11 protein-coding genes and 1 other annotated feature are annotated in these 12155 nt (G+C 64.5%); of the genes, 8 read left to right on the plus strand and 3 right to left on the minus strand.

The genetic code is table 11. The features are described 5' to 3' along the window. The first annotated feature begins 17 nt into the window (after nucleotides 1-17). Entirely contained in the window at nucleotides 18-548 is a 531-nt protein-coding gene (locus HT051_RS07060; protein ID WP_174541384.1) for an AAA family ATPase, read from the plus strand. A 15-nt stretch (nucleotides 549-563) separates the two neighbouring features. Here the strand turns inward: HT051_RS07060 and HT051_RS07065 are convergent, their stop codons facing one another. After that, on the minus strand, nucleotides 564-1658 hold the full coding sequence (locus HT051_RS07065; protein ID WP_208454402.1) for a helix-turn-helix transcriptional regulator: 1095 nt from the start codon (nucleotides 1656-1658) through the stop codon (nucleotides 564-566). 200 nt (nucleotides 1659-1858) lie between these two features. Here HT051_RS07065 and HT051_RS07070 point away from each other — a divergent pair, with 200 nt between their 5' ends. Together HT051_RS07070 and HT051_RS07075 are read left to right on the plus strand one after the other, a co-directional pair. Next, nucleotides 1859-3268 carry an amidase gene (locus HT051_RS07070; protein WP_174541386.1) on the plus strand — a complete coding sequence of 470 codons (1410 nt, stop codon included), beginning with the start codon at nucleotides 1859-1861 and terminating at the stop codon, nucleotides 3266-3268. A 14-nt stretch (nucleotides 3269-3282) separates the two neighbouring features. Further along, complete coding sequence (locus tag HT051_RS07075; protein WP_174541387.1) at nucleotides 3283-4506, plus strand: Xaa-Pro peptidase family protein; 1224 nt, start codon at nucleotides 3283-3285, stop codon at nucleotides 4504-4506. A gap of 125 nt (nucleotides 4507-4631) precedes the next feature. Here HT051_RS07075 and HT051_RS07080 read toward each other — a convergent pair whose 3' ends face one another. Further along, nucleotides 4632-6029: a glutamine synthetase gene (locus tag HT051_RS07080; protein ID WP_174541388.1), complete on the minus strand. Its 1398-nt coding sequence runs from the start codon at nucleotides 6027-6029 to the stop codon at nucleotides 4632-4634. Between the two features lie 321 nt (nucleotides 6030-6350). Here HT051_RS07080 and HT051_RS07085 point away from each other — a divergent pair, with 321 nt between their 5' ends. The 4 genes from HT051_RS07085 (at nucleotide 6351) to HT051_RS07100 (ending at nucleotide 10225) form a co-directional block, all read left to right on the plus strand. Further along, nucleotides 6351-7103, plus strand: a complete 753-nt coding sequence (locus HT051_RS07085; protein ID WP_246810210.1) for a creatininase family protein — start codon at nucleotides 6351-6353, stop codon at nucleotides 7101-7103. A gap of 101 nt (nucleotides 7104-7204) precedes the next feature. Beyond that, complete coding sequence (locus tag HT051_RS07090; protein WP_174541389.1) at nucleotides 7205-7660, plus strand: MEKHLA domain-containing protein; 456 nt, start codon at nucleotides 7205-7207, stop codon at nucleotides 7658-7660. A gap of 79 nt (nucleotides 7661-7739) precedes the next feature. After that, nucleotides 7740-7799 (plus strand) — a sequence feature (sul1 is cis-regulatory element that is thought to sense ions involved in sulfur or methionine metabolism; They are found in Alphaproteobacteria). A gap of 84 nt (nucleotides 7800-7883) precedes the next feature. Then, the gene (locus tag HT051_RS07095) at nucleotides 7884-9368 is read left to right on the plus strand and encodes a SulP family inorganic anion transporter (protein WP_174541390.1); all 1485 of its coding nucleotides are present in this window, start codon (nucleotides 7884-7886) and stop codon (nucleotides 9366-9368) included. 8 nt (nucleotides 9369-9376) lie between these two features. After that, nucleotides 9377-10225 (plus strand): universal stress protein, encoded by an 849-nt coding sequence (locus HT051_RS07100; RefSeq protein WP_174541391.1) that lies wholly within the window; start codon nucleotides 9377-9379, stop codon nucleotides 10223-10225. A gap of 23 nt (nucleotides 10226-10248) precedes the next feature. Here the strand turns inward: HT051_RS07100 and HT051_RS07105 are convergent, their stop codons facing one another. Further along, nucleotides 10249-10833, minus strand: a complete 585-nt coding sequence (locus HT051_RS07105) for a TetR/AcrR family transcriptional regulator (protein WP_174541392.1) — start codon at nucleotides 10831-10833, stop codon at nucleotides 10249-10251. A 108-nt stretch (nucleotides 10834-10941) separates the two neighbouring features. On the opposite strand from HT051_RS07105, the gene HT051_RS07110 reads away from it, so the two are divergent. Next, a complete protein-coding gene (locus HT051_RS07110; RefSeq protein WP_246810211.1) occupies nucleotides 10942-12102 on the plus strand; it encodes an alpha/beta hydrolase in 1161 nt (386 codons plus the stop codon). Nucleotides 12103-12155 lie beyond the last annotated feature (53 nt).

The following is a 12155-nucleotide window of genomic DNA, read 5'->3' on the forward strand; positions in this document are numbered from 1 at the left end:
TCCCGCGTTCATCTGACATGGATCGTTTCGTCGTCATCTCCGGCTGCTCCGGCGGCGGCAAGTCCACGCTGCTCGCCGAGCTTTCGCGGCGGGGCTACGCGGTTGTCGAGGAGCCGGGCCGGCGGATCATCGCCGAGGAAACGGCAAAAGATGGCGCGGCCTTGCCTTGGGTCGACATGGCCGCCTTCGCCCGGCGCGCCATGGAGATGGCGCTGGCCGACCGGGCGGCCAATGAAATGCGAGTTTCCTGGGTGTTTTTCGATCGCGGGCTGATCGATGCGGCGGCTGCGCTGCAGCACGTCACTGGCGAGCCGGCGCTCGAGGCGCTGGCGCAAGACAATCGCTACAACAGACAGGTCTTCCTCACGCCGCCCTGGCCGGAGATTTACGTCACCGACGAGGATCGCCGCCACGATCTGGAGGCGGGAATCGCCGAGTACGAGCGGCTGCTGAAAATCTATCCGGCGCTCGGTTATGAGGCCGTGATTCTGCCGAAATCCGATGTCGGGACCCGCGCCGATTTCGTGCTAGAGCGACTGGCGGTTTGAGCGCGCAGCCGCAGCTTAGCGGTTGGCGATGATCAGGTCGAAGAACAGGCGGAACAGCTCGCGCTCGGTGGTGATGTCGAGCTTGTTGTAGAGCCGGTGCTTGTGATTGCGCACGGTGCCGCTTGTCAGCCCCATCTGCTCGGCGATCAGCGCCGGCGGCTGGCCCTTCAGGAGGCGGGTGACGATCTCCTTCTCCTTCGGGGTGAGCTGGTGGATCTCGGCGAATTTTTCCACCAGCTCGTTCTCGGCCAGATCGACATAGCCGGGGGAGGGCTCCTCAAGCAGATAGGCCTTGCCGCCGGGCGCGACGGCGTTTTGCTGGTCGAGGGTCTCCCAATGCACGACGAGGCCTTCGTCGAGCTTCTCGCAGCCGCTGGCTTGCGCCTCGGCGAGGGAGCGGATGCGCTCTTCGCGGGCCTCGCTCACGCGGCTCTTCCACAGCGCATTGCGCAAGGCGACATGGCCCTCGGTGTCGATCATCATGAAGGCGATCTGGCTGTCGTCGAGATAGCCGCCGCGCCAGCCGAACACGCAGCGCTCGACATGCAGGCCATGCAGCTTGGAAAGCAGCGGGTAGAGCCGTTCGGCGATGTCGATCTCGCGCTCGTCGAACAGGGTCTCGGCCCGGTCGACGCAGATGGCAGTCCAGATGCCGCCGACGGTGGGCAGCAGGATGACCAGCTCGTCGAGGATCTCGGCGGTCCGGTACATCGCCTCGTAATAGAGCGTATCGGTGCCGCTCCGGCGCAGCTGGTCGAAGGTGAGCACGTTGCGCTCAACGCCCGTCCGCACCATGCGCAGCAGGGGATCGATGCGGTAATAGCTCCGAAGATAATCCTCGGTCGCCGCCTCGGTCATCGAGGCATTGACCAGGAACTCCGGGCGGGAGAAGCGCGCATAGCGGATGGCGAGATAGCGGTCGGCACGGAAGCTCTTAGCGACGCATTCGGCCATCGCCGGATAGAAGCGCGCGCTGCCGACCGCCTCGGCGACTTCGCCGAGACTTTCGAACAGCCCGTCGAACTCCGGCGCCAATGCGGGCGCAGGCCGGCCGGAGAGGCTGTCGCCGTCCCGGTCGATCTCCTTCAGCCGGCGTTCTAGCAGGCGCAATTTTCCGCTCCGCTGCATCTTTAAGGCCTTTCGGGCGCCAAGCTTAATACGGGTGCCGGCGCCCCGAAAGACGGCTTTCTGGCCGGTGGCGAGCCATGACGTTTGTCACGATTGCCTGCAAGGTCGGTGCAACCCAAGCTGCATGCTCGGTATCGGTTAATCGGAGCACCCGCCTTACGGGCGGCATGAGGCTGTCGAGCTTGCAAAGCGCATCCGAAATTCGAGAGGCGATCCTTGTCGGAGAGACCTCTTGCGAGGCGGTCGTCTCTGCCGCGTTGGAGCGCGCAAAACCGGTGCAGGAGAGGCTCAACGCCTTCACCATCCTGTTGGATGAGGAAGCGCTTGCGGCGGCGCGGTGGATCGACGGCTCGGGAGCGCCGGCGGACGCCGGGCTGCTGCATGGCGTCCCCATCGTGATCAAGGATATGACGCCGACAGCGGGGCATCCGACCACGCTCGGCTCGCTGACCACTGGCGAGGGGATCACCGACCACGATGCCGTGATCGTGCAGCGGCTGAAGGCGCAAGGCGCCATCGTCATCGGCAAGACCACCACGCCGGAATTCGCCTTCTCCAGCTTCACCCGTTCGCCCCGCTATGGGCCAACGCGCAATCCCTGGGATACCAGCCGCACGCCGGGCGGGTCCTCCGGCGGCTCCGCGGTGGCGGTGGCGACCGGCGTGGTGCCGCTCGGCGAGGGCACCGATATGGGCGGCTCGGTGCGCATTCCGGCCGGCGCGTCCGGCGTTGTCGGGTTCAAGCCGAGCCTGGGGCGGACGCCGATGAGCATTCTCCCGACCGGGGTCGATACCATTTCCCATTTCGGGCCGCTCGCCTCTTGCGTCGCCGATGCCGCCCTGTTCGTCGCCGCAGGCGCTGGGGGCCATCCGGCCGATCTTTTGTCGCAAACGCGCGATTTCCGCCTGGCGGATACCGCGCCGGCGCCGCTCCAAGGTTTGCGCTTCGCGCTGTCTCACGATCTTGGCTATTGCGCAGTGCAGCCGGAGGTCTCGGACGCGCTGCAGAACACCGCCGACGAACTCGCCCGTGCCGGCGCGGAGATCGTCGAGGTCGATCTTCCCTGGACCCGCGCGGTCTATGACGAGTGGATCAAGCATTGGAACGCGCTGCTGGCGCTGTTCCCGACCGGGCAAACGCCCGAGCAGCGCGCCCAGATGGACCCGACGCTTGCCGCCTGCATCGAGGAGGGGCGGGCACTCTCGGCGCTGGATCTGATGCGGGTCGGCATCTTGCGCAAGGAGATGAGCCTGCAGCTCGGCGCGATCTTGGAGAGCTGCGATGCGCTGCTCTGCCCGACCAATGCGGTGGAGGCGCCGCCTGTCGATGCGCCGGAGACCGATTACGAGGCGGACACCGAAGACGGCAAGTTCTGCGCTTTCGACATGACCCACCCGTTCAACATGCTGTCGAACCTGCCGGTGCTGTCGCTGCCCATCGGGCTGACGCCTTCGGGCCTGCCGATGGGGATGCAGATCGTCGGGCGCCCCTACCAAGACGAACGGCTGCTCGCCATTGCCGGCGGCATCGAAGCCATGCGCGGCCCGTTTCCGGCGCCGCCGAATTTCCAACCTTCGCCCTTTCAACGTTAGCCAAGGAGTAGACCATGCCCGGTCCGCAGATCCCCGACCAAGAATTCGAACAGCGCCGCGAGATTGCCCGCGCCAAGGCCAAGGAGAAGGGGCTCGAGGCTCTGGTGATCTGGTCGCGCAGCGGCCACACCGTGGAGGCTTATGGCGATCTCTATTACCTCACCAACTTCCACTCGCTGTTTCCCGTGGTGCCGGACCGGGTGAGCTGGGCGAGCCGCGGCCACGGCGCGCTGATCCTGCCTGTCGAGGGCGATCCGGTGCTGATCACCGATTACGTCGACGATCCGGAAGACCGCATCAAGGTGAGCGATGTGCGCTGCGTGCCGGATATCACCGTCTCCACCGCCGACGTGCTGCGCGAGATGGATCTCCTGAACAAGCCGATCGGTCTGGTCGGCGGCATGTCGTTTCTGATGAGCGCTTGGCGGCGTATGGAAGCGCGGGCCGGCAACGACAAGATCGATTTCGTTCCGGCGGACGACATCCTGGAGCGCATGCGGTTGATCAAGAGCCCTGCCGAAATCGCGCTGATGCGCCATGCGGCGGGCGTCGGCGTGAAGTGGATGGAGGCCACCATGTCCGCCATCGTCGCCGGCAACACGGAAGGCGATGCGGTGGGCGAGGGCTTGCGCGTGCTGGCGGCCAATGGCGGCACCCAGCAGGATATCGCCATCGCTTCGGGGCCGTTCGCTTCAAACTATATGGGCAGCTCGGGCATTCCCCATTGGAACGTGACCCGGCCCATGGAGGAAGGCGATCTGGTGCATTGCGATCAGTGGGGCCCGGTCGATGCCTATTACACCGATTTCGCCCGCTCCACCGTGGTCGGCGGCAAGCCGAGCGATGCCCAGCGCGAGCTGCTGGAAGGCAGCAAGACGCTGATCCATCACATCATCGACGGCATCAGGCCGGGCGAGACGACCTTCGGCGATCTCTATGCGAGCGGCTCCAAATGGCTCGACGATCACGGCTTTGCCAATCACAAATCCTCCGCCGACGAGAGCAACGCCTTCAGCAGCATGTTCCCCTGCTTCGGCCATTCCCTCGGGCTCGGTATCGATGCGCCGTGGATCTGCGAGGACGATCCCACGATGGTCGAAGAGAACATGACCCTGGCGATCGAGGCCCTGGTCGGGCGCCCCGGTGTCGGCGCGGCGAATTACGAGGAGAATATCGTCGTCCATGCCGACGGGGTGGAAATCCTCACCGCGTCTTGCGAGGGCCAGCGCTGGGAGTAGCCACGCCGCTCTAACAGCGACGGAATTTTGAGAAGGAAAAGGGGCGGTGCGTTCGGCGCGCCGCCCCTTCCTGTTTTGTTGCGCACCTGGCGTTTGCGGCGCCCGGTAGGGCCGACCTTCAGCGCTTAGATCGCCTCGAGCATGCGCTCGCGCTCGGGAGCGTCCACGATGTAGTAGTCGCGCTCCCACTCGCCGAGCTTCCAGGACAGATAGATGTCGCGCATCTCCTCGCCGAAGGTGGCGAGCGCGATCGGATCGGTCTCGAAAGCCTGCAGCGCTTCGAGCAGGGTGCGCGGCAGACGGCGGACGGTGCCGTCCTGAGTCTGGAACACGTCGGATGCCGTCGGCTTGCCGCGGCGGAGATAGAGATTGTCGTTCATCGGCTCGCCGGGATCGGCCGCCTGCGCGATCCCTTCCAGACCCGCCATCAGCGACATCGCGGTGCCGAGATAGAAATTGCAGGAGATATCCGGCGCGCGGTTTTCCACGCAGGGCCGGTTCATCGGCAGGCGCAGCATGGCGGAGCGGTTGTTCTTGCCGTAGGCCCGCAGCACCGGCGCCCAGCTCATATCGGCCATCTGGCCCTGCGCTAGCAGTCCCTTATAGGAATTGAAGGACGGGCAGGTAACGGCGGTCAGCGCGCTGGCATGGGCCAAGAGGCCGGAGACGAAGTGATAGCCGAGATCCGGGAAGGGGATACCGTATTTTTCCGCCATGGCGCTGCCATCGCCTGCGAACAGGTTGTCGCCGCTCTCGCTGTCGTAAAGCGACATGTTGAAATGGGCGCCCGAGCGGAAGTCGCCGGCATAGGGTTTCGGCATGAAGCTGGCGATCAGCCCCAGCTCCTGGGCGATGGCTTTCGCCATGAAGCGGAAGAAGACGAGCCGGTCGCACATGGTCAGGGCGTCGGCATAGGCAAAATCGAGCTCGTATTGGCCGCTGCCGCCTTCGGCGTCGAAGGAATAGACGCTCCAGCCCAGCGCATTCATCGCCTGCACCATGCGGTCGAGAAAACTCATCGACTGCATCGTCTGGTTCACGTCATAGGCGGGGCAAGGCCCCTTGAACTGGCGCTCGGGTAAAGGCACGGGGCCGTCCTCGCCGGGGCGGAAGACATAGAACTCCGTCTCCACGCCGAGATTCATGCCGTAGCCGGCCTGCTTTGCCTTCGCCAAGGCCTTCTTGAGGATGACCCGGCTGCAATTGGCGTAAGGCTCGCCGTGATACCAGAGGTCGGAGGCGAACCAGGCGTAGCGCTTGTCCCAGGGCAGGATCGTCAAGCTGTCGAGATCGGGCACGGCGGCGCATTCGTCCTTCTCCGGCCCGATCAGCCCCATGCCGTCCATGGCGCCCACGGTGAACAGTTCGGAGCCGCTGCACATCTTCTCGAAGCTTGTCAGAGGCACGGCTTTGGCTTTCGGCACGCCATGCACATCGACATAGGTGGCGAAGCAGTATTGGACGCCGGCCGCCTCCAATTGTTGGCGGACCTCGCGGACGCGTTCTGGGGTGTTCGGATTCATTCGTTTCCTCGACTCTTGCTGTGTCTGATGTCGCAAGCAGGCTGCAAAATCGGGGCCAGCAGTTGGAAGCGCGGCGCGGAGACGCGATATCCGTTGGTTTCCGCCGACTTGTCCGTTCTCCGCGCAAAACTGCGATTTTCGAGCTCTCTCGGGAAGGGCGCAAAGATTGTGCGCCGTTTGCTCATTAATCGATCAATTAACAAACATATTGTGCTGGTGAGGGGGTGGTTCTCGCCGGATTCCAACAGGGGCGCTGTGGCACAGGCATTGCACCTTGGAAGGCCTGAGAGTTTTGGCCCGAAAGCAACGAATGAGGCAGTTATGGCGCGGTGGGATCTGATGACGAGCGACGAGGTGGGGGCGATGATCGCCGAGGGACGGGATCTCGCCGTCTTGCCGGTCGGCGCGACGGAGCAGCACGGGCCGCATTTGGCTTGCGGCTGCGATACGATCTCGTCCGAGACGCTGGCGCAGATGGCGGGTGAGAGGGCCAATGTTCTGGTGCTGCCGGGGTTTGCCTATGGCTGCTCGCTCGGCCATACGGATCAATGGCCCGGCACGTTCTCGCTGCATCCGGGAACGATGATCCAGGCGATGGTGGAACTCGGACGCTGGGCCATGGCGAACGGGCTCAAGAAGCTGCTGTTCCTGTCCGGCCACGGCACCAACGATGCGCCGTTGCGCAGCGCCATCCTGCAGCTTCGCTACGAGTTTCCGGAAGGGCGCTTCGCCACGATGGGGCTGTGGGATATCTCGCCGCGTGTTGCCGAGCTCTATTTCCGCGACGGCGCCGATATCCACGCCAATCGCGGCGAGACCTCGATCCTGCTGCATCTGCGCCCCGAAATGGTTCGCATGGAGCATGCTTTCGACGTGCCGGACGTGACCCCGGGCACGCATTTCTCCTATGCCATGCCGGCGACCACGCCGACCGGCGTTGTCGGCAGCCCGGCGGACTCCTCCGCCGAGGACGGCGAGATGATGGTGGAGACGATCGTCACCGACCTTGCCAATTGGCTGGAGGCGGCGTTGGCTGAGGATTGGCCGGAGCTGCCGCAAGGGCCCGCGGCCTAGTCCACCCCGCGCCTCTAGGCGGCGCGCGGAACCGGGCGAGATAATTGGATCGAGGCGATTTGGATCGAAGCAATTTGGATCGAAACAATTTGGATCGAAACATGGCCGATACGCAGCGGGAGCGATGCGATCCCGACTTCTTCGCGCTTCTCACCGGAAGCTATGCGCGGCTGGTCGGGCGTCCGCTGGTGGCGCCGGGGCAGGGGCCGGCATGGCTCTACGACGCGGCGCCGTTTGCGGTGCTGGCGCATGACACGCAAGCCGATCCGCATTTCGTCTATGCCAACAAGGCCGCGCAACGCTGCTTCGAATATGGCTGGGAGGAGATCGTCGGGCTGCCATCGCGGCTTTCCGCCGAGCCGCAGGAGCGGGCCGAGCGTCAGCGTCTGCTTGATGCGGTGACGCAGGACGGCTTCGTCACCGGCTATCGTGGCGTCCGCATCGCCAAGTCGGGCCGCCGCTTTTTCATCGAGGACGGGCTGATCTGGCAGCTCTTCGACGAAGCCGGCATCTATCGCGGCCAAGCGGCGACCTTCTCCACATGGCGCGATGTCTAGGATTTAGCGCGTAGTGTCGTCGCAGGGCGGAGGTTGCACTTGCGAGGCAAAACTCTTCTCCGCTAAGTGGCAAAGCTTCATCGGACCGGGCCTTTTGCAGGCCGGGTGGCTTGGCCGGGCGCCTATCCCTCGGATAACGACAATCGCGGAGCACCCCTTGCGCATGACGCAAGGTTCGGCCGGAGGCCGGACGCTGGATTGCCGCTCCCCTCAGGTTTGACGCATGTTTTCTCTCGCCTCACTGCGCAGTGAATGGCTGGCCAATCCGCGCGGCGATATCCTTGCCGGTATCGTGGTGGCGCTGGCGCTGATTCCGGAAGCCATCGGGTTTTCGATCATCGCCGGGGTCGATCCCAAGGTCGGTCTCTACGCCTCCTTCTCCATCGCCGTGATCATCTCTCTGGTCGGCGGGCGTCCCGGCATGATCTCGGCGGCGACCGCCTCGGTGGCGGTTCTCGTGGTGCCGCTGGTGCGCGATCACGGGGTGCAATATCTGTTCGCCGCGACCATCCTGATGGGCATCATTCAGGTGATCGCCGGTTTTCTGCGCCTCGATCTTCTGATGCAATACGTCTCGCGATCGGTGGTCACCGGCTTCGTCAACGCGCTGGCGATCCTGATCTTCATGGCGCAATTCCCGCAGCTCATCGGGGTGCATTGGCTGACCTACCCCATGGTCGCCGGCGGCCTGGCGATCATCTACCTGTTCCCCTATGTGACCAAGATGGTGCCCTCGCCGCTGATCGCCATCATCGTGCTGACGGTGATCTCGATCTATTTGGGGCTGGAGGTGAACACTGTCGGCGATATGGGGCAGCTTCCCGATGCGCTGCCGTCCTTCGCACTGCCCGACGTGCCGCTCACCTTCGAGACCTTGCGCATCATCTTTCCGTATTCGCTGACGATGGCGGCGGTTGGCCTGCTTGAATCGCTTCTGACGGCGCAGATCGTCGACGATCTGACCGACACGCCGAGCGATAAGCGGCGCGAGTGCAAGGGCCAGGGCATCGCCAATTTCGTCACCGGGTTTTTCGGCGGGATGGGCGGCTGCGCCATGATCGGCCAGTCGGTGATCAACGTGAAATCCGGCGGCAGCACCCGGCTCTCGACCTTCGTCGCCGGCGCCTTCCTGCTGTTCCTGATCGTGGTGCTGGGGCCGCTGGTCAGCCAGATCCCGATGCCTTCGCTGGTGGCGGTGATGATCATGGTCTCCATCGGCACGTTCAGCTGGAAGTCGATCAAGGATCTGAAGCGCCATCCCTGGCAGTCTTCGGTGGTGATGGTGGTCACCGTCATCGTCGTGGTCTGGACCCACGATCTGGCGCAGGGCGTGCTGGCGGGCGTTCTACTCAGCGGGCTGTTCTTCGCCAGCAAGGTACGCGGCCTGTTCACGGTGAGCTCGGAGCTGTCGCCGGATGGCACCTGCCGCACCTATCGCATCGTCGGACAGGTGTTCTTCGCCTCCACCGAGCGCTTTGTCGACGCGTTCGATTTCAAGGAAGTGTTGGATAAGGTCGTTATCGATGTCTCGGCGGCGCATTTCTGGGATATCTCGGCGGTAGGCACGCTGGACGAAGCGGTGCATAAGTTCCGCCGCGAAGGGGCGAGCGTCGAGGTGGTGGGGCTGAACGAGGCCAGCGCCACCATGGTCGATAAATTCGCCACCCATGATAAGCCGGGCGGCGAGAGCCAGCCGGCCGGGCATTAGGGGGCCAAATGAAACGGATACTCGCCTGCATCGACGCATCGTCCTACGCGACCAGCGTTTGCGAGCTGACCGCCTGGGCGGCGACCCGGCTCAACGCCTCGGTCGATCTTCTGCACGTGGTGCAGCGCAAGGATGCGGTGGCGGCGCGCCACGATCTCAGCGGCGCTATCGGGCTTGGCGTGAAGAGCGAGCTGCTGGAGGAGCTGACCCGGATCGACGAGGCGGAGGGCAAGCTCGCCATCAAGAAGGGCCGCGTGCTGCTGGCAACGGCCGAAGATGCGCTGCAAAAGGCGGGCGTGACCGACATCGAGAAGCTGCACCGCCATGGCGGCATCGTCGACACCATCACCGAATGCGAGGCGGATGCCAATCTGGTGGTGGTGGGCAAGCGCGGCGCCTCGCACGAATTCGCCGCCGATCATATCGGCTCGCAGATCGAGCGCGTGGTGCGGGCCAGCGTCAAACCGGTGTTGATCGCCTGCCGCAAGGTGAAGGCGCCGGAAAGCGTGGTGCTGGCCTATGACGGCAGCGCGGCGGCCAAGGCGGCGCTCGATGCGGTGGCGAAGTCTCCGCTGTTCACCGGGCTTCCGGTGCATGTGGTGGTGGCCGGACCGGACGACGCCAAGCATCAAAGCCGGCTGGACGAAGCCGCCATGCGCCTCGACGAAAAAGAGCCGACCCTGGCGCTGCGCGATGGATCGGCGGAAGCCGTGATCGGCGCGTATATGGAAGAGCTGCCTAACGGCTTGCTGGTGATGGGCGCTTACGGCCATTCCCCGCTGCGCAGCCTGGTGGTGGGTAGCACGACCACGGCGATGATCCGCACCGTGCATGTGCCGGTGCTGCTGGTCCGCTAAGCGAAAGCGGCGATCTTTCGTCGTTAGCGGCGTCCGGTGGGTGCGGTCAGGTCGCCGGCGATAATCTCGGCGAAGAGACGGCCGATCATCTGCTCCAGCGCGCCGTTGCCGTCTTCCTGCAAAGGAGCGAGCTGCACCACATCGCGCATAATGCTGAAGCCGGCGAGGACGGCGGCGGCCAGGGCGGCCCGTTCGGGCGCTGGCGGTTTCAGGCGCGCCGATAGGGGCTCGATGAAGCTCTCCAGAATATGGGTGCGCAGCACCTCGGTGGCCTCGGCGCTGGTAAGGGAATGGACCACGATGCCGAGGGGCGAGATGCCATAGGGAAGGTCTGTGCTGGTGTCCCCTAAGATCATCCGTTCCGTGAGACTCGCGGCGATATCGGCATCTTCCTCAGGAAGGATATGCTCCGGCCGCATAACGGCCTTCACCGCGGCGGTGAACAGCGCCTGTTTCGACCCATAGCAGCGATGCACATAGGCGACGTCGACGCCGGCATCGGCGGCGATGGCGCGCAATCCGGTCTGTTCGTAGGAAGCTTCGGAAAAACGCCGGACCGCGGCTTCCAGGATCCGCTCCCGGGTGGTCTGTGCTTCTGAATGACGCATCAAAGGCTCGCTAAGAATCGATTGCCATCGAGAGGCTTACCCCATTAGGACTAAGTCAACGACTGTTGACTTAGTTTTACACGTCACTTTCCCAACGGGGGATCGGGTATGGCGACGATCATGCGGCCGGGGGCTATCGCGCGGCGTCCGGCGAGCGCCGACTGGCGGATTGCCGCGGCGATTGTTTTGGCGCTGGTGCTTGGCGGCTGCGCGCGGCCGGGCCCGGAGGTGCTGAGGCCGATCGGCGGAACCGTGCAGGGCGCCAAGACGGTGACGGTCGCGGTGGCGACGACACGGGCGCGGGCCGCATCCGGCTCCAATGTGTTCACCGTCGCGCGGGCCAGGCAGACCAACTATGCGTCCTTCACCATCTCGGTCCCGCCGGGGCATCGGCCGGGCAAGGTCGAGTGGGCGCGCGGGCGTCCCAACCCGGCGAAGCATTTTGTGACGGTGGATCAGAGCATCCTCGATCAGCGTAGCTTCGCGCGCGATGTCGCGCGCCGCGCTGCGCAATATCCGGGGCATCGCGTCGGCGTCCTCGTGCATGGCTACAACACGAATTTCCAGGAAGCTCTGTTCCGGCTTGCTCAGATGTCGGCAGATACGGATATGAAGGCGGCGCCGGTGCTGTTTGCCTGGCCGTCCGAGGCGCGGCTCAACGGCTATGTCGCCGACAAGGACGCCGTCACCTATTCCCGCGACAGTCTGGTGCAGATGCTCACTGCGCTTACCCGCGAGCCGGGCACCGGACGCATCACCGTCTTCGCCCACAGCATGGGGACGTGGCTCACCATGGAGGCGCTGCGGCAGCTGCGGCTGACCGGCCGGAACGACGTGATCCGGCGGCTTGAAGTCGTGCTTGCGGCGCCGGATATCGATGTCGATGTGTTCGCCGAGCAGCTGAAGGTGATTGGGCCGATGTCGCCGCCGCTGACGCTGCTGGTCTCTCCGGACGATCGCGCGCTCGGATTTTCCAGCCGTATCGCCGGCGACCGCGAGCGGGTCGGCCGGTTGAACGTGGCAGACCCGCGGGTGCAGGCGGCCGCGCGGTCGGCGCATGTCGAGGTGATCGATATCTCGGCGTTCAAGGGGTCGGACGGTCTCAATCACGACCGCTATGTCGGTTTGGCATCGGCCTATCCGCATCTGGTGGCCGAGGCTGCCGACAACAAATCCTTCCAGAAAGCCGGTGCTTATGTGCTCGACACGGTCGGGGTAACGCTCTCAAGCCCGTTCGTCTACTCGAGCCGCGCATTGGCTGGGCGATAAGAGACGCCCCGTAACAGGCCCAATATTGGGAATCCTGATTACCGGATAAGTAA

The sequence above is a fragment of the Methyloligella sp. GL2 genome, from assembly GCF_013341275.1.
Lineage (GTDB): Bacteria > Pseudomonadota > Alphaproteobacteria > Rhizobiales > Methyloligellaceae > Methyloligella.

Coding starts and splice junctions, on each gene's coding strand:
- HT051_RS07060 (WP_174541384.1), top strand. CDS start 18: ATGGATCGTTTCGTCGTCATCTCCGGCTGCTCCGGCGGCGGCAAGTCC.
- HT051_RS07075 (WP_174541387.1), top strand. CDS start 3,283: ATGCCCGGTCCGCAGATCCCCGACCAAGAATTCGAACAGCGCCGCGAG.
- HT051_RS07080 (WP_174541388.1), bottom strand. CDS start 6,029: ATGAATCCGAACACCCCAGAACGCGTCCGCGAGGTCCGCCAACAATTG.
- HT051_RS07085 (WP_246810210.1), top strand. CDS start 6,351: ATGGCGCGGTGGGATCTGATGACGAGCGACGAGGTGGGGGCGATGATC.
- HT051_RS07090 (WP_174541389.1), top strand. CDS start 7,205: ATGGCCGATACGCAGCGGGAGCGATGCGATCCCGACTTCTTCGCGCTT.
- HT051_RS07095 (WP_174541390.1), top strand. CDS start 7,884: ATGTTTTCTCTCGCCTCACTGCGCAGTGAATGGCTGGCCAATCCGCGC.
- HT051_RS07100 (WP_174541391.1), top strand. CDS start 9,377: ATGAAACGGATACTCGCCTGCATCGACGCATCGTCCTACGCGACCAGC.
- HT051_RS07105 (WP_174541392.1), bottom strand. CDS start 10,833: ATGCGTCATTCAGAAGCACAGACCACCCGGGAGCGGATCCTGGAAGCC.
- HT051_RS07110 (WP_246810211.1), top strand. CDS start 10,942: ATGGCGACGATCATGCGGCCGGGGGCTATCGCGCGGCGTCCGGCGAGC.